The sequence below is a fragment of the Pseudopedobacter saltans DSM 12145 genome (genome assembly GCF_000190735.1).
Lineage (GTDB): Bacteria > Bacteroidota > Bacteroidia > Sphingobacteriales > Sphingobacteriaceae > Pseudopedobacter > Pseudopedobacter saltans.
In genome coordinates this window covers 1,979,958-1,998,563 of sequence record NC_015177.1, presented here as the reverse complement: position 1 = coordinate 1,998,563, position 18,606 = coordinate 1,979,958, and the positions used below count along the sequence as shown (strand labels likewise).

The 18,606-nt window shown below is 36.0% G+C and carries 11 protein-coding genes; 9 read left to right on the top strand and 2 right to left on the bottom strand.

Features of this window, described 5'->3' with window-relative positions:
- Window positions 1-15: 15 nt before the first annotated feature.
- On the bottom strand, window positions 16-1,350 hold the full coding sequence (locus PEDSA_RS08555; protein WP_013632758.1) for a dihydroorotase: 1,335 nt from the start codon (window positions 1,348-1,350) through the stop codon (window positions 16-18).
- Window positions 1,351-1,726: 376 nt separating this feature from the next.
- Here PEDSA_RS08555 and PEDSA_RS08550 point away from each other — a divergent pair, with 376 nt between their 5' ends.
- The 7 genes from PEDSA_RS08550 (at window position 1,727) to PEDSA_RS08515 (ending at window position 12,251) form a co-directional block, all read left to right on the top strand.
- A complete protein-coding gene (locus PEDSA_RS08550) occupies window positions 1,727-3,064 on the top strand; it encodes a DEAD/DEAH box helicase (RefSeq protein WP_013632757.1) in 1,338 nt (445 codons plus the stop codon).
- 262 nt (window positions 3,065-3,326) lie between these two features.
- The gene (gene gldC, locus PEDSA_RS08540; protein WP_013632755.1) at window positions 3,327-3,671 is read left to right on the top strand and encodes a gliding motility protein GldC; all 345 of its coding nucleotides are present in this window, start codon (window positions 3,327-3,329) and stop codon (window positions 3,669-3,671) included.
- A gap of 64 nt (window positions 3,672-3,735) precedes the next feature.
- Window positions 3,736-7,176: a response regulator gene (locus PEDSA_RS08535; RefSeq protein ID WP_013632754.1), complete on the top strand. Its 3,441-nt coding sequence runs from the start codon at window positions 3,736-3,738 to the stop codon at window positions 7,174-7,176.
- 6 nt (window positions 7,177-7,182) lie between these two features.
- Entirely contained in the window at window positions 7,183-8,013 is an 831-nt protein-coding gene (locus PEDSA_RS08530; RefSeq protein WP_013632753.1) for a CheR family methyltransferase, read from the top strand.
- On the top strand, window positions 8,010-8,585 hold the full coding sequence (locus PEDSA_RS08525; protein ID WP_013632752.1) for a chemotaxis protein CheB: 576 nt from the start codon (window positions 8,010-8,012) through the stop codon (window positions 8,583-8,585). Before PEDSA_RS08530 ends, PEDSA_RS08525 begins: the two co-directional genes overlap by 4 nt.
- Entirely contained in the window at window positions 8,578-10,503 is a 1,926-nt protein-coding gene (locus PEDSA_RS08520; RefSeq protein WP_013632751.1) for a response regulator, read from the top strand. The genes PEDSA_RS08525 and PEDSA_RS08520 overlap by 8 nt, the downstream gene beginning before the upstream one ends.
- A gap of 173 nt (window positions 10,504-10,676) precedes the next feature.
- Window positions 10,677-12,251 (top strand): RluA family pseudouridine synthase, encoded by a 1,575-nt coding sequence (locus PEDSA_RS08515; RefSeq protein ID WP_218916231.1) that lies wholly within the window; start codon window positions 10,677-10,679, stop codon window positions 12,249-12,251.
- Between the two features lie 41 nt (window positions 12,252-12,292).
- Here the strand turns inward: PEDSA_RS08515 and PEDSA_RS08510 are convergent, their stop codons facing one another.
- A complete protein-coding gene (locus tag PEDSA_RS08510; RefSeq protein WP_013632749.1) occupies window positions 12,293-16,750 on the bottom strand; it encodes a translocation/assembly module TamB domain-containing protein in 4,458 nt (1,485 codons plus the stop codon).
- Window positions 16,751-16,808: 58 nt separating this feature from the next.
- Here PEDSA_RS08510 and tsaD point away from each other — a divergent pair, with 58 nt between their 5' ends.
- The gene (gene tsaD, locus PEDSA_RS08505) at window positions 16,809-17,831 is read left to right on the top strand and encodes a tRNA (adenosine(37)-N6)-threonylcarbamoyltransferase complex transferase subunit TsaD (RefSeq protein WP_041537365.1); all 1,023 of its coding nucleotides are present in this window, start codon (window positions 16,809-16,811) and stop codon (window positions 17,829-17,831) included.
- Between the two features lie 168 nt (window positions 17,832-17,999).
- The gene (pth, locus tag PEDSA_RS08500; RefSeq protein ID WP_041537364.1) at window positions 18,000-18,575 is read left to right on the top strand and encodes an aminoacyl-tRNA hydrolase; all 576 of its coding nucleotides are present in this window, start codon (window positions 18,000-18,002) and stop codon (window positions 18,573-18,575) included.
- The last annotated feature ends 31 nt before the right edge of the window (window positions 18,576-18,606 follow it).

Sequence of the window (18,606 nt, the reverse complement as noted above, 5' to 3'; positions counted from 1 at the left end):
AGCAGGTTTTATTTTTTAACGATTAAATAGCATACGTTCACCCTTTTTAGACTCGTTGAAAGTTCCGTTTTCGTAAGCCAAGTGTCCGCTTACAAAAGTATGAGTTACTATAGAATTAAATCTTTGACCTTCAAACGGAGACCATCCACATTTAGATAGAACATTACTTCTTTCAACCGTAAAGTCTTTGTTTAAATCAACTAACACTAAATCGGCTTTATACCCCTCACGTATAAATCCTCTGTCTGCAATCTGGAAACAAACCGCAACGTTATGAGCCATTTTTTCGACTACCTGTTCCAAGGTGATTTTTCCCTGATGATATAATTCTAACATGGCATTTAATGCATGCTGAACCAAAGGCCCACCAGAAGGAGCAGACAGATAAGTTTGTTCTTTTTCCTGAATAGTATGCGGTGCGTGATCTGTCGCTACGACATCAATTCTACCATCTAGTAAGGCTTGTAGTATTTGATTCTGATCGGTTTCTGTTTTTACAGCAGGGTTCCATTTTATCCAATTCCCTTTGGTCGCATAATCCTTATCGTTGAACCACATATGATGGATACAAGCTTCTGCAGTAATTCTTTTCTCAGCCAATGAAATGTCATTCCTGAACAAATTAGTTTCCTTACCTGTCGAAATATGAAGAATATGCAATCTCGTATTGTGCCTTTTAGCTAAATCTACCGCAAAAGAAGAGGAAATATAACAAGCCTCTGCACTCCTGATCATTGGGTGCATCTCAGGAGTGATATGATCTCCATATCTCTCTTTAAAAACTGCCAGGTTATGCTTTATAGTAGCTTCGTCTTCGCAATGCGTAGCAATTAACATCGGAACCTCTCCAAAAATGCCGTTCAGGGTTTTCTCATTATCAACCAGCATATTTCCTGTCGAAGAACCCATGAAAACCTTTACTCCGCACACGTCTTTTGGATTGGTCTTTAAAACCTCTTCCAGATTATCGTTGCCAGCCCCCATGTAAAATGAGTAGTTAGCCAACGACTTCTGAGCTCCAAGAGCATATTTTTCTGCGAGTAATTCCTGTGTTAATGTATTCGGAACCGTGTTAGGCATCTCCATAAAAGAAGTGATACCCCCTGCAACAGCAGCTTTCGCTTCTGTATATATTTCGGCTTTATGGGTCAATCCAGGTTCTCTAAAATGGACCTGATCATCAATACAGCCTGGTAATAAGTATTTGCCCTCTGCATTAATTTCTACAGCAGAGCTATCTTGTATAGATGTCGCTATTTTAGCTATTCTATCATTTTCTATAAGAACATCGCCAACAAACTGCTTTCCTTCGTTGACAATGGTAGCATTTTTTATAAGGAATTTTGACATGTTGCAAATTACGGAATTTTAAAAGTGAAATACTCAGATTTTAATACTCTTATTTTAGTAAAGAAAATCCGGAAACCATAGAAAAAAGACATAGGCATAAGTGTTTGTACCAATACTAGAACTGATTCTTTTAGTAAACTTATTTAATTTGATATGGTACTATATTAAGTCCATATTTTCTTAATAAAACATGGACTCAACATGGATGAAATATGGGTAAATATTAGATATATAGATAATCTATTCAGAAGTAATATCAGAGAATTAGCGATAGGTTCTAAACATTTATAAATACTGATGGGAGTAATGTACCTCGTTTGTCATCTTTATATGACTAAAATCGTTACTCTTAAATCTAAAATTTATCTTTGTGGCTATGTCTAAAAACTTCGAAGACTTTAAATTTAACAGACAAATATTAAATGCTATAGAAGAGGCTGGGTATACTCAACCAACACCTATACAAGAAAAAGCCATTCCACCTATTTTAAACGGGCAGGATGTTCTGGGAATTGCTCAAACAGGGACCGGGAAAACAGCTGCTTATGTTTTACCCATGATCATGAAGTTGAAATTTGCACAGGGCGATGATATCCGGGCACTTATTTTAGCGCCAACAAGAGAGCTGGCATTGCAGATAGAAGAGAATGTGAAAATCTTTTCAAAATATACCGATTTACGTTCGGTAGTAGTTTTTGGAGGTATTGGACCTAAAGCGCAAGCCGATCAGTTAGCTAAAGGTGCAGATATACTAATAGCTACCCCGGGAAGGTTTATGGACCTATATCTAGATGGACATATCGTCACCAAGAAGCTTCAGTTTCTGGTATTGGACGAGGCAGATAAGATGATGGATATGGGCTTTATGCCGCAGATTAATAAGGTACTGGAGATAGTTCCAAAGAAGCGTCAAAATTTGTTGTTCTCTGCAACAATGAGTGAAAAGGTCGAGCGCTTGTCTGAAAATTTTTTGCTTTGGCCGACCAAGGTGGAGGTTACGCCGCAGGCAACGCCAGCAGAGACGGTAGAACAGGAACTTTACTTTGTTCCTAATTTGAAGACGAAAATAAACTTATTGAAGATTTTCGTAGAAGACGATCCGGATGTTTCTAAGCTGATTATTTTTTGCAGAACAAGGGTTGTTGCTGAAAATGTATATCGTTTTTTGTTGCGCAGATTTAATGAAAATCATGTGAAGGTATTACATGCCAATAAAGGTCAGAATACCAGAATCAACTCTATAAATTCCTTTAAAAATGACGAAGTAAGGATTTTGGTAGCAACAGATGTTGCTGCAAGGGGAATCGATGTCAGTTCGGTTTCTCATGTTATCAACTTTGAAGTTCCTGTTGTTTACGAAGATTACGTTCATCGTATTGGTAGAACTGGAAGAGCTTTTAGCCAGGGTAAGGCTATCACGTTTTGTAATCCTGCAGAGGAATATTCTATCCGTAAAATAGAAAAATTGATTCGCCAGCAAATTCCTGTTAAAGACATTCCTTCAAAAGTTTTTATAGAAGATACCGCTTATGAAGAACGTCAGGCGATAGCCCGCGAAATCGATAATCAAAAAAGGAAAGAGGATCCTGAATTTAAGGGAGCGTTCCATGATAAAAAGACTCCAAACCAGAAAGCTAAATTTAAAGCGCAAAGAGCTAAGACTACAGGTAAAATACCGCCTAAAGGAAGTTTTGGTAAAAACAAAAGAAAATGAGATTATCCGACATTAAAATAACACCACTGAGCATTGTTGTTGCAATATGTGTTTTTTATGCTGGCTTTTTTTTATTTGGTAATAACGAATCGCCTTTATCCGGAGCCAATTTAAAGGTACTTTACACTTTAATTTTAGCAATAGTACTTTTTATAACTGACGTACTTTTTAGACGAATGGTTCCTGATCGTAAATGGGTTTGGATCATCCAGACTTCGTTTATAGTATTAATAGTTGCAATGATATTAATTTTTAAAAAGATATGAGAAAAGCAGAAATCAAGTTAACGGTTGAATTAGATGATAATAATGTACCGGAGAATATAACATGGGAATCTACAGACGGCGAAAATCAGGATGCTTTGCCTGTTAAGTCTATGATGTTGGGACTTTGGGATCCGGGATATCAGAATACTCTGAGGATAGATTTGTGGACGAAAGATATGCCTTATGATGAAATGAAGATTTTCTTTTGTCAGAATTTACTGCAAATGGGTGATGCTTTTTTAAGGGCATCGGGGGGTGATCCGATGGCCGAAAAACTAATGGGTGATCTGAAAGATTATTGTGAACATTTCTCGGAGAAAATGAATATAATGAATAAATAAAAAGAGGACTTTAGTCCTCTTTTTTTATAGCTTTATAAGCAACTAAAAAAGTCTAAATTTTTATATGGATAAATCGATACGTAAAAGGTTGTTTTTTGGTATTTCGGCATCCTTAATACTCATAGCTTTTGTTCAAATTTTTGCCTATTTAAGTTTAAAAGGGGTAGAAAAGGAATATGATTGGGTTTTACACACAGAAAAAGTTATTAGTGAAAATAATCAGCTGGTGGCACTAATGTCAGAGGCTGAAGCTAATCATCGCGGATATCTTTTAAGAGGATATGATATCTTTTATCAGGAGTATCAGAAAAATATAAGAGATATAGAGGATAGTTGCGCTATTCTGAGAGAGTTAGTAAGCGATAATAAAAGAACTTTACAACGCGTAGATAAGCTTCAAAGTCTGGTGGTACGAAAAGTGAAGGTGATGGAAGATTTGCTGGATATAAAGAAAAACAGATATAAAGGCGAAAAGTCTGAATCTGAACTTGCTGAAGACGGAATAACTCTAATGAGGAGTATAAAATCGGAATCTGGAAATTTAAAGAGAGATGAACACAACCTGCTGGAGCAAAGAAAGGCCAATACCAACAGAGCACTTTCAAGATCTGTTATTGTTATTATAATAGGAACCATTCTTATTTTAGTTATCGTTTTTCTGCTCTTTAAAATAATAAGATCGGCTTTTGAAGAACAAATGAAAGCCAGAAAGGAAATAGATGAAGTAAACAGTTCTTTAGCGGATTTAAATAAAAAAAACGAGGCGAAAAATTGGTTATTAACTGGTATTAGTCTTTTGAATGACAAACTTCAGGGAGATCTATCTGTCCAGGAAATGAGCGAGAATATCGTAACTTCTATTGCGCAGTATTCGGGAGGAAAAATAGGTGCGATTTATGTCGTCAATCAGGATAATCGTTCGGAGCTGAGATTAACCTCTGGCTATGGTTTGACAATCGGAGAAAAAATGAAAACCAGATTTGATATTTCTTCCGATGGTTGGGTGGCACAAGTTGCAAAAAATGGAAAGGAAACAATTATACAGGGAAATCTGGCCGCTAATTTAGAGATAGAATCCGGATTGATTAAAGAAAGTCCTTTGCAATGCATATTAGTTCCGTTTTCTTATAACGGAAAGCTGAAAGGTGTACTGGAGATTGGTTTTACAGAAGAGATATCAGAATCATCTAAAGATTTCATAGTCAATTCATCCCAGTTATTGGGAGTTGCTATTAACACGGCAGAATCCAGAGAGACATTAAAAGTACTTTTCGAACAAACCCAGCAACAAGCCGAAGAGTTGGAAAGTCAGCAAGAGGAGTTAAGGGTTAGTAACGAGGAGCTATTATCGAAAACAGAACTGTTACAAGCTTCGGAAGAAGAACTACGTGTGCAGCAGGAAGAATTACGCCAAATTAATATCGAACTTGAAGAAAAAGCGAAGGTACTTGAAAACAGTAATATGCAAATTGAAAGTGCAAAAAATACGCTTTCTATAAAAATGCAGGAACTGGAACAGGCAAGTAAATATAAATCTGAGTTTTTGGCAAATATGAGTCACGAACTCAGAACACCGTTGAATAGCATTCTTATTCTGGCGAAAATCTTAAAAGAAAACAAAAAAGGGCATTTATCAGAAGATGAAACTAAATATGCCAGTGTAATCCATAGGGCAGGCGGAGACCTTCTTTCGTTGATTAATGACATCCTGGACTTATCTAAAATAGAATCTGGATTTATTGAGTTAAATCCCGAAAATTTGAGCGTTGCTGACTTGGAAGACGATTTAAAACAACTATTTGATGAGGTTGCCAATACGAAAGGTGTGAATTTTGTGATCGAAAGGGATCCTAAATTGCCTGAGACTATTTATGTAGATAGACTTCGAATAGAGCAGATTTTGAAAAACTTACTTTCTAACGCTTTTAAATTCACTTCTAAAGAGGGGACTGTAAGTGTTCACATGAGTGAGAAGGACGATTTTCTGCGTTTTTCTGTGAAAGATACCGGAATAGGTATTCCTGAAGATAAACAAAAAATTATTTTCGAAGCATTTCAACAGGCAGATGGCTCTACGAACAGAGAATATGGAGGTACCGGGTTAGGGCTTTCCATTAGCAGGGAGCTTTCGAAATTAATGGATGGCCATATCTCTCTTAAAAGTGAAGTTGGCAAAGGAAGCGAGTTTACATTAAATATTCCCACGAAAGAACTTGTGAAAAAAGACAGCGGGGAGACAGACGCGGTAGAACAGGTGAAAAGTATAATAGCTGATATCTCAGATAAAAAATTGCAATCTGATCTTGAGAAAAATAACTTAATACCGCGTAGAGAAAAGCCGCTGCTGTTAATTGTTGAAGACGACGTAGTGTTTAATGATCTGTTAAAAGACTATGCTGAGAAAGGTGGATTTGACACCGTACAATATTATAGCGGGGAAGGCGTAGTGCATGAAATTGAAAATCATTTACCTGATGCAATTTTATTGGACGTTATGTTGCCGGGAATAGATGGCTGGCATGTCTTAAAAGAAATAAAGAATAATCAGAATATAGCTCATATTCCAGTTCATATTATGTCGGCGGGGGATTTTTCTGATAAAAAAGCGCAGAAAGAAGGTGCAATATCTTTTTTGAAAAAGCCATTGGATTATAGTGAGTTGGATAAAATATTCAAAAATTATTTAAACAGGAATACTCCTCAAGCGTTAAGAAAAGTACTTCTTGTAGAAGATCAGAAAGATCAAAGCGATGCATTGAAAGCGTTGTTTAAAGACAAGAATATAGACGTTGTTCAGGCACTGAGTGGGAAAGAAGCTTTATCTGCATTGAATAATGAATCTTTCGATTGTGTTATTTTGGATTTAAACCTGCCGGATATTAACGGAATGGACCTTTTGGCACAGATTAAGGAGAAGGATAAGAAGGTTCCCGTAATTATTAATACGGCAATGGAACTGGAACCCGATAAATTGAAGCAGCTTCTTAAATATTCTGATGCAACGGTTTTGAAATCTCCTAAATCTGGAGACAGGTTGATAGATGAAGTCAATTTATTTCTGCACAAGGTAAAAGAGACTGAACCGGCAAGATCGAACAGAAAAGCTGTCGCTTTGGATGAGTCTGATTCTGCATTGAAGAATAAAACAGTGCTACTTGTAGATGATGACATGAGAAATATTTTCTCGATAAGTGCGGTGCTGGATCAATGCGGATTGAAAGTAGAGATTGCAAACGACGGGGTAGAGGCGCTGGAAAGACTGGAAGAACTACAAAAAGTAGATATTGTTCTAATGGATATCATGATGCCGAGAATGGATGGTTATGAAACCATGGAGAACATTAGAAAAAATATTGAATGGAAAAATCTGCCGATTATAGCATTAACAGCTAAAGCGATGAAAGATGATAGAGAAAAGTGTATTTCGGCGGGAGCAAATGATTATATTACCAAACCAATTGATAATGATCAATTAATTTCTATTATGAAAATTTGGATAGCTTAACCGATAATGTTACCTGTGACGAAATTAAAACAATTAACTTTTGAAGAGTTGGACGAGGTCGTATTGATGATAAAAATGCGGTTTGATTTTGACTTTTCTCTGTATAGTAAGGCATCTTTAAAACGAAGATTTGAACGTATTCTTAATTTAAGAAAATGGGATGTATTCGATCTGAAGAATAAAATTGTAAATGATAACTCTTTTATTGAATATCTGATCAGGGAAGTAACTGTTAATGTTACTGAAATGTTTAGAGATACAAATCTGTATAAAAGTGTTATTAAAAATGTTATTCCTTATCTGTCTTCTTTTCAGCAGATAAAGGTTTGGCATTCAGGTTGTTCAAGCGGAGAAGAGCTTTATTCGTTCTCCATCCTGTTTAAAGAATTTGACCTTTATGAGCGGTCTTTTTTCTACGGAACAGATATTAATGAAGAGGTATTGGAAGAAGCAAAAAAAGGTATTTATTCTCTGAAAAAGATGAAATTCTATTCCGAGAATTTTTACAAAGTAAATTTGAAAGGGCCTTTTTCTAATTATTATACTGTTATGTACGATAATGCAATTATAACGGAAGAATTTAAGAAAAAATCGCTTTTTTCCGTTCATAATCTTGTTTCGGATAGGGTTTTTAATGAATTTCAGTTAGTTTCCTGTCGAAATGTTTTGATTTACTTTCAGCAGGAACTTCAGGACAGGGTTTTAAACCTTCTTATAGATAGTCTTTGTCCGCTGGGGTTTTTAATATTAGGGTCTAAAGAATCGATAAGATCAGCGGCTATAAGATCGAGGTTACGGATTATAGATATTCATGAGAATATTTATCAAAAGATATGAGAGAAAGTATAGAGTTAATTGTAATAGGCGGTTCGGCAGGAGCTTTTCTTCCTGTTTTAGACATAGTACGGAGCTTACCCAAAGGATTTAAGTATCCGATTCTTATTGTGCTGCATAGGAAATATAGCTCGCAATATGACCTTGATAAATTGTTGAGTGAGCAGTCGGATGTAAAAATAAAGGAAATCAATGATAAAGAACGGATTGAACCGGGTATTGCGTATTTATGCCCGCCGGATTATCATGTTTTAATAGAAAAAGAAAAGATTTTTTCGTTAGATAAATCAGAAACATTATGGTATTCCAGACCAAGTATTGATGTTGCATTTGAAAGTGCAATAGATGTTTACGGAAAAAAAATATTGGGAATTTTACTGTCAGGAGCAAACAGAGATGGTGCCGACGGATTATTGGCTCTAAAGGAAATCGGAGGAAAGACAATCGTTCAGGATTTACAAGAAGCAAAATTTAATGCCATGCCGTCTGCGGCGATTTCTCAGGCAGCCCAAACAATGATATTAACGATAGAACAAATAAAAGAATACCTAGTTATATTAAGTGCAAATGGATAAAATTAACGTACTTATAGTCGACGATAAAGAAGAAAATATTATTGCGCTAGAGGCACTTATACAAAGAGATGATATCAATATCATTTCTACAACGTCTCCAAATGAAGCCTTGAAGTTAGCTTGGGACCAGAATATTTGTTTGGCTTTGGTAGATGTCCAAATGCCCAACATAGATGGGTTCACACTGGTAGAGATGTTAAAGTCCCATCCGAGAACAAAAGATATTCTTATATTATTTGTTACCGCAATTTCTAAGGAAACCAAATATGCTGTGAAAGGGCTTTCTACAGGAGCTATGGATTATCTCTATAAACCGCTGGACCCAATTATTACTATGGCTAAGGTTGACTCGTTTATTCGGTTAGCAAAAGCTCAGTTAGAAATTAAGCATAAGAATGCGGCTTTGGAACGGTATGCTGTAATTATAGCCAATTCTGTAGATATTATTTGTGTTGTTGATGAAAGGACAAAGTTGATAGAAGAGTTAAATCCGTCTATCGAAAAAATACTGGGCTTTAAGAAGGAAGATGTTTTGGAGAGGCCAATTTATTCACTGGTTCCCAAAAATCGCTTGGAAGATTTCAGGGAAGAACTGTTGAAGCTAGATCATGAAAAGGAAAGAACTTTTGAATTTCAGTTACTGAACAATAAAGGGGAGCTGGTTTGGACAGAATGCAGAGTAACGTTTAGTAAGAAGAAGTATTTCTTCAGTATCAGCAATCATACTTTGCAGAAACAATACGAAGAGCAGTTAATCCATTCTAAGGAAGATGCCATACAGGCAAGGAATGTTAAAGAGACGTTTTTGGCTAATATGAGTCATGAGTTAAGGACTCCCTTAAATGGAATAATCGGAATAGCCAACTTATTGAAACAAACGGAACTCGAAGAGGCGCAAAAGCAAATGGTTAAGCTTTTGGAAGTGTCTTCGCAGTCGCTTTTAGGTGTAGTTAACGATATATTAGACTTATCTAAAATTGACGCTGGGAAATTTGTGCTTAGCAAAAAGGAAGTGAATATTTATCATATCCTTAAATCTTCTATTGAGTTGATGCGGACAAAAGCCAATGAGAAATTGTTGGATTTAAATCTTGAAATTGATCCAAGGCTACCTAAATACATAGAAACAGATCCTTTAAGGTTAAACCAGATTTTGATGAACTTAATCAGCAATGCGATTAAATTTACGGAGAAAGGATATGTTAGCTTACGGGTAAACCAGTTATCTCACGAAGGAGATTATATAACCGTAAAATTCGAGGTAAAAGATACGGGAATTGGGATTCAACCAGAAAGAAAAGCGAAGATATTTGAATCTTATGAACAAGCTGACGATGATACTTCTTTGAAATACGGGGGAACTGGACTGGGTTTGGGGATAGTGAAAAAACTAGTTGAACTGCAGAATGGCAAAATTGATTTTAACAGTGAATACGGAAAAGGATCCAATTTCTGGTTCGAATTAACTTTTAGGGCGATTAACAACTACAGTACACCTGCGGAAAATATCGAAGAACTTACATCTTTTGCCGGTATGAGAGCTTTAGTTGCCGAAGACAATCAAATTAATCAATTTATAGTAGTTAAGTTTTTGAAGAACTGGAATATAGAAGTTGATGTTACTCAAAATGGACAGGAAGCCATAGCTATGCTGAAAAAGCATAGCTATGATTTTATTTTGATGGATACCTACATGCCAGGTATGGGGGGGTACGAAGCAACTAAACACATTAGAACTGAGTTTAACGATGATAAAAAGTATACTCCTATAATTTCTATGTCTGCAGCCGTATTGGAAGATGAGAAAAACGCAGCTATGGAGGCAGGTATGGATTACGTTTTAACAAAGCCTTTTATTCCACAAGATCTACACCGGTTAATCCATGTGATTTCTTTAAAAAACAACGTGAAATTGTAAATAAAAAGTAGCACCTCTAAACTTGAAAGCTTAATTGCTTAAATTTGGCATCTGTTTGATTTGAGTTTATGCTTTCAAGTTTATTTACCCGATTTTCTCAATCCGTAGAAGATATATTCTTACCCAGGAAATTTAATTATCCTTTCTATTATAGCCCCCATCCCTTATGTATAATGGCTGCTGAGGAATTGCAACATCATTTAGAACATCAAACAGGCTGGCAGCATAATTTTGGGCTCGATCCGAAACAAAATGGGCTTATTATAGGGAAAATGTTTGGTGTATTAGTTGTAGAAAATAGAGAAGGAGAATTGGGTTATCTATCTGCTTTTTCGGGTAAATTGGCTGGCGGTAATCATCATTTGGGGTTTGTTCCTCCTGTTTTTGATATTCTAAAGGAAGACGGATTCTTTTTAGAAGGGGAAAAGGAACTTAATGCAATTAACAGAAAGATTGAAGAATTAGAAATATCTGAATATTATCTTAAGCTTAAGAAGCAAACTGAAGAAGAAGTCTCCAAAATATTATTAGCTGTAGAAAAAGAAAAACGGCAATTAAGAGAAGGTAAAAAGGATCGGAAAATACGAAGGGAATCAGCAAAAGCAAGTTTAAGTGATCAGGACTATCAGGATCTATGCGAACAACTGAAGGAAGAAAGCTTAAAACAACAATATTTTGCAAAGTTAACGCTTGAATCTCTTAAAATACAGCAAGAAAACATAGAAAGAGAACTCTTTGGTTACGAGGGAGAGATAAACAGATTAAAGGAACTGAGAAAGGAAAAATCCTCGGCTTTACAGCAACAGATTTTTGAACAGTATACATTTCTGAATATCCGTAAGGAAACTAAAAATCTATCTCAAATCTTTAACGAAGATTTAAATATAGCACCTCCGGCAGGTGCAGGTGAATGTGCTGCGCCGAAGCTTTTGCAATACGCTTTTCTTCATGATTTAAAGCCAATAGCCATGGCGGAATTTTGGTGGGGACAATCTCCTGCATCGGAAATAAGAAAGCATAAAAGTTTTTATCCGGCTTGCAGAGGAAAATGCGAGCCTATCTTAAATCATATGCTGTTGGGGATGGAGGTAGAAGAAAACCCGATGTTGAGAAACCCCGCGGATGGTAAAGCGCTTGATATTGTGTATGATGACGATTATTTGTGCATTGTTAATAAACCTGCGGAGTTTTTGTCTGTTCCCGGGATTAATGTGACAGATTCTGTGCTGGAACGTATCAAAGTTAAATATCCGGATGCTACCGGCCCTTTAATAGTACATAGGCTCGATATGTCTACTTCAGGTATTATGCTTATCGCAAAGTCTAAAGATGTTTATATACAATTGCAGAGCCAGTTTATAAATAGAACTGTTCAAAAGCGCTATATAGCACTTTTAGATGGTTTAGTTGAAAGTAATGAAGGAACTATTGACTTGCCTTTAAGGGTAGATCTGGAAGACAGACCACGCCAACTGGTTTGTTATGATTATGGAAAACCGGCAAAAACAAAGTGGCGTGCTTTAGAACATAAGAATGGTAAAACAAGAGTTCATTTTTGGCCTATAACCGGTAGAACTCATCAATTAAGAGTACACTCAGCTCATAAATCAGGTTTGAATTGTCCGATTGTTGGAGATGATATTTATGGAAAAAAAGGCGATCGCTTACATTTACACGCCGAATGGTTACAGTTTTATCATCCGATTTTAGAAAAGACGATGACAATTACTGTCGAGGCTGAATTCTAGTAGTGCTTTTCATAATTTAGATTTCAAACGATAAATTATCGTTATTCTGGCTTTATAGGCGTTGAGATAGGACGGGCAGTTGGCGTGTTGCTTCTTGTTTTATTGTTTGTTGGTACATTCAACGGGTTAAGTTGCTGCTGTTTTCTTCTTGCAAAAGTGTTTCGGATAAACTCGGCGAAAGTATCGTATTCCTGCGTAAAAACCAGACCGAATCCGTTGACATAAATATCACGGTTAAGATTGAAAAAATCTCTGTTTGTAGGTCTTTGGAAAATTTTAGCTACAAATGTCCCATCTCTGTTAATATTGTAGGTCATTTCCAGGTCTCTGGTAAGATCTGTAAAACTTGAATTTAAAATATTGTTATCCAACATATTGTCGACATTGTATTTGTTGTTGACAAAGTTTCCTGTTATTTTCAATCGGTTATCGAAAAAGCTATAGCTACCACCAATTTCACTTTGCGATCTTACGTTAATATCGAGGTTTTTAATATTTAGTGACTGCGAAATGATATTATTTAATTTACTGAAAGCCAGTTCTAAACCAGACCCCAATAAGTCGTTATTGGTGAAGCCTATTCCCGCTCCGGAACTTCCGTTAAAAGCATTTCTTACAACCAGATTAATAACTTGTTGCGATTCGTTGTCTTCGTTATCCAAATAACCTTGCAGCTCTGTTTTAATACCGGTATTGTTAGGGAACTCGAGACCAAAATTTATGTCCGGATTTAAAAGGGAACCATTCAGAATCATCTCAGCCTCGGCCAAAACTCTTTCGTTCCTTCGGTCGTCTGACAGTGTCCGACCGGCGGCTTGGTACAATGGCAGAAGATTAGCCCTTGTTGTATAAGCTGCACTTAGGTTAATGGTAGCATCACTTGGGTTTCCGGTCCAACGTATGGTACCTCCCTTTTTAATTTCAAAGGTTTTATTGATAACGTTGTTGGATGTGAAATCAAATTTACCGTCATCAATTATATAGTCTCCATACATCTCGAAATCGCCAAGAGAAGTAATCCTCAGACGCAGAAGACCATCGCCACGACCATAGATATTACCAACGTCGGTAATTAGATTCACGATGGAACTGTGTCCCACTGTAAGTTCGAATTCCATGGTTAAACCCTTGAAGAAATTTTCTTTTACCGGAGCTAATATAGTAGTGTCTTTGGCAACATACGTTATGAAATCGTTTTCTCCAATAGTCGACGCTGCATTAAAAGGAACGGTGAAAACTGTACCTTCTTCGGTTCTTGCTTTTATATTGATATCCATCGCGTCTGTTGGCCCATTGAAGGTGAATATTCCTGTTGCAAAGGCACTTCCGTAATATAAAGGATTATCCTTTGCAGTGGTGTTTAATGCAAGGAAATTAGTCGCTTTTATAGTTGCGCGTATATCGGGATTTGAAGCGTCGGTTAAATCTACAGTTCCGTTAGCAATCGCTGTATTGTTGTATTTATCCGAGATAATGAGATTATCCAGGTTGATAACACTGTTGTTGAAAGTGACATCATCGTTGATGACATAAGGTGTTTTAAGGTAATTTACGGTAAAACCTGCATTTATTAAGTTTACACCACCATTTATTTGAGGTTTATTAAATGACCCGGTGACTTTTAGATTCGATGATATTCGCCCTTTTAAATTGGAAACCAGTTCTTTGACAAAGGGTTCGAAAATAATAATTTCCGTTCCATCCAGGTTCACATCAAGATTTAGATTCTCGGTATCCTTTTTAAAATCAACAACTCCGGAAATGTCCGCGGTTCTTTTTTTGTTTTTTTCGATTGTGGATTTGACCTGAATATTGTTTTGCAGATTGTCGAATTGAGCGGCAATCAACATTTTTCCGATTTCAGTTTCGTTGTATTTTAAGGAGTCTATAGTCAGATCGGCTTTAATATCCGGTTCTCCCAAAATTGCCGAAAGATTTGCCGAACCATTCATAATTCCGGATAATTCTATACCCAGACCTTTGGTTAATTGTCTTAAAGATGAAAGGCGGAAGTTTTCTGTTACAATTTCTAATAAATCATCTTTGGAAGAAGAAATGGCGCCATTTATAGCCAGAAGTTGCGTTTTGTTGGATAGCTCGAAGTTTTCTATAATGGTTCTTTTCTCTTCGAATTTGAACTTTACTTTGTCCTGAATTTTCCACACATCATTTTCTATAATCAAATCCGAAGGCAGCAAGCTTAATTTAGCTAAGGTATCACTTCCAAATTCTACCAATCCGTATAAATCGAGCTGGTTTACTGCGTCTTTATCTGATAACTTAACGTTGAATGTCAGACTGTCATTTTTTAGAGTGTTTTGTAAAACAATGTTCTTTACGAATATCCCATTGTTTTCCATCTCTATTTTATCCAGAGTAACAACGGCTTCGAAAGATTTGTCTGTTGTAATCTGGTCGATAATCACATTGTTAAACACGACGTTATTGTACGAAACTGTTTTTGCAAAGGCATTTAAGCTTACAAAGTTATTTTCGGAATCGAATTTTCCAGTAAAAACACCTCTTTCCGGAATTTTTAATTCAGGAAAAAATATGCTGGAAAGATAATTGAAGTTCTTTAAGTCTACTGTAAAATCAAAGTTCTGATTTTTAGGTTTAACAGTCTTGAATTGCGCTTTCGGAATATATTTTTTAATAACTGTCTTGAAAGCAGAGGGCAAAGTCGCGAGGTCATATAAACCCCTAATGCTTGCATCACCGATATCGGAAGTTAAAGCTAAAAGCCTGTCTTTTCCCATGCCTTCGGCCTTTAGATCTACAGAACTAATGACAAAAGAGGTGTCTTTGGTTGTGGCCCTGATATTATTTAAGGTAAGCAGACCCTGTATATTATCTAAATTATATCCTGTGAAGTTAGTCTTAAAGTCAGCATCAATATGAATGGTGTCTTTGCTAAAATTTAGCTTGTGTAAATTAGCTGAGCGTATATCTGCATCGAAATTAAATAGGGGTAGCTCGGGATTGAAATCTGCAATTCCTTTGAGATCGAGCTTGATGTTTTTGTCATTAACAGCGACCTCGCCATTGAAGAGCAGCTTTTTCAGATCGCCTTTTACATCAATATTGTTATATCGATATCCATTGAAATCGAAATATTTTACCTTAGCGTCAAATTCTTCAGCAAGTGTATTAGTGTCGAAATTTTTTCCTTTTAAATTGGCTACAAAGCTAGTTCTTTTAATACTTTCTTCTTCAACCAATTCTCCCATATTAAAATCCGAAGCCTCAACTTTTCCGGTATAAAGCGCTTCACCATTAGGTAAGAACTTCATGTTAACATCAGATTTTACGGCACCCAGTTTAGTTTTAAATTCTCCGTAAGCAACAAAATCGTTGAAAAATCCAGTGTAATTTCCTTTAAAATTGATATGACCGAACTTGTTGAATATTTTCGGAAATTCTTTAATATCGTTATAAGTGAGCTTTCCAAGAACAAATTCCATATCAACTTTATCGGTGGCTATCTGATCGAAGCGTAAATCCATGAAAGTATTTCGCCAGTCTGGCAAACCTTTGATATCAAAATCTCCTTTGATATAAGTGCTTTTTCCAGCTTTAATTACTAAAGATTTAGCTTTTAAATTATTTACCAGTCCTTTAACCAGGCCATCAGCTTCGATGGAGAAATTCATGTTTTTGATATCGGGGGCAAAAAAGGCGATATCCTCGGACCAGATTTTAGTATTTTTGAAATGGCCTTCTACACGTATCTTTTTTGTGAAATGTTTAAAGTCTTTGAAGCTATCAAACTTCATACTGTAGAAGTCACGTAAAGTAGTATTTGGTGTTTCAAGTAATAAGTTGTTCAGTGTAATGTGGTTATTATCTACAACAGTAAGTGCCGTGAGGTTTTTTAGGTAAAAGCCGCTTTTTTCTCTAAAGGTTAGGTTATTGATTTGAGCTTTTAGCAAATGGGTTTTAGTGTCTAACCCCGATATTTCTGTACTGAAATTTTTAAGGTGAACGTTATCATAATTCACTCCGCCAGTATAAACATCCGTTGAATAATAATTGATATATCTTAAATCGAGATTTTCGAGCTTTATTTTATCAAAATTGATATCAAAAGGTTTGCCTCCTTTTTTTAGAGTATCTACTGAACCGGAACTAAAATAATTGAAGATAAAATCCAGGTTGGAAGTAGAATCGGTGTATTCCTTGAAAAATAGTTTGCCATTTTTTAAAGAAATAAAATTGATGTCGATTTTTCTTTTGGAAATAGGAGCAAAGTACCTGATATCAGCTGTCAATAGAGGAGCTTCCAATAAGGTGTCTTTTTCTAAATCTTCTATCACAAAGCCCTCTAGTACCAAAGATTTAAAAGGTTTCAGATAAAGTGATTTGATTTCTACCCTGGTTTTTAGTTCGGAAGAAAGGTAACTGGCGGCTTTTTTCGCTAACCATGTTTGTACTGGCTCAAATTGTAATGAAAATATGATAGCCCCTGTCAGGATAATGACAGTAATGAGGAAGGACAATAATATTTTGAATACTTTTTTAATAGCTTTGTACTTTGTTTTATTTAAACTTCAAATAGTGGCAATTGTTCTTGGCATCGAATCATCCTGCGATGAAACTTCAGCATCTGTGTGTATAGACGGTGAAATTGTATCAAATATTATTGCAAACCAAACAATTCATGAACAATACGGTGGCGTAGTGCCGGAATTAGCTTCCCGGGTACACCAGCAAAATATTATTCCTGCGGTCCATCAAGCAATTGCGCAGGCAAAAATAAATAAAAAAGACATAGATGCAGTAGCTTTTACAAGAGGTCCGGGTTTATTAGGTTCACTTTTAGTTGGAACTTCATTTGCAAAAGCTTTTGCATTAGCGAATGAGATCCCGTTAATAGAGGTAAATCATATGCAGGCGCATATTTTGGCACATTTTATACCCAATCAGCATGAGGGGGATCCAGCGAGAAAACCTGCGTTTCCATTTCTTTGTTTAACTGTTTCTGGCGGACATACACAAATAGTTTTGGTAAAAGATTATTTTGATATGGAAGTTGTTGGTGAAACTTTGGATGATGCAGCAGGAGAAGCCTTTGATAAGACTGCAAAAATTCTGAATTTGCCTTATCCGGGAGGCCCCTTAATTGATAAATATGCAAAGCAGGGAGATTCTAAGAAATACCAGTTTCCGGAGCCACAGATCCCTGGTCTGAATTTTAGCTTTAGCGGATTGAAGACATCAATTCTTTATTTTATCAGAGATCATGTGAAGGAAAATCCAAACTTTATTGAAGAGAATCTGGGCGATATTTGCGCGTCTATTCAACAAAGAATAGTTTCCATTCTGTTAAATAAGCTGAAAAAGGCTGCAGAGATTTATCACGTTAAAGATATAGCTATTGCCGGCGGTGTTTCTGCAAATAGCGGATTAAGAACATCTTTAACTGATTTAGCGAAACAAAAGGGGTGGAATGTTTTTATCCCTAAATTCGAGTTTTGTACAGATAACGCAGGGATGATAGCTATTGCGGGTTATCGCAAATACCTTAATAAAGACTTTGTAGGGCAAGATGTTGCTCCTTTAGCGAGAATGGGAATGTAATTCTGAATGTTGAATTTTAGATGTTGAATTATTAATGAGCTTCAACCTTAAACTTAATACTTACAACTAAAAACTTATAATAACTCAAAACCGCAGATGTTGAATTTTTTGAAAAAGCTTTTTAGCACCAATGAATCTTTATCTGCCGAAGATAATAGCGATAACACCATGAAATATTTAATTGTTGGGCTTGGAAATATTGGTCCTGAATATGCCGATAACAGACATAATATAGGTTTTATGATTGTAGATGAATTGGCTAAACAGGAAGGTGTGAAGTTTTCGATGTCCAGACATGCCTATCATACCGAGTTTTCCTATAAAGGAAGGAATATACATTTAATAAAGCCGACAACATTTATGAATCTGAGCGGAAAAGCTCTGGTTCACTGGATGAGGGAGTTAAAAGTAGCTCAGGAAAATGTCCTTGTATTGGTGGATGATTTGGCAATTCCTTTTGGTTCTATAAAAATTAAGCCGAAAGGAAGTTCTGCCGGACACAATGGATTAAAAAATATCGAACAGCTTTTGGGAAATAGTAATTACTCTCGTTTAAGATTTGGAGTTAGTGACAATTTTCCTAAAGGGCGTCAGGTTGATTATGTGCTTAGTGGCTTCGATAGGGATGAGTTACCTTATTTACAGGAACTGATAGATCGGTCAATTGCTATGATTAAGGCTTTTTGTACTATTGGTGTTGAATTGACTATGACCAATTTTAATAATTGGAAAGTAGAGAAGTAGAAATACTTAGTTATATGAAATCCCTATCAAA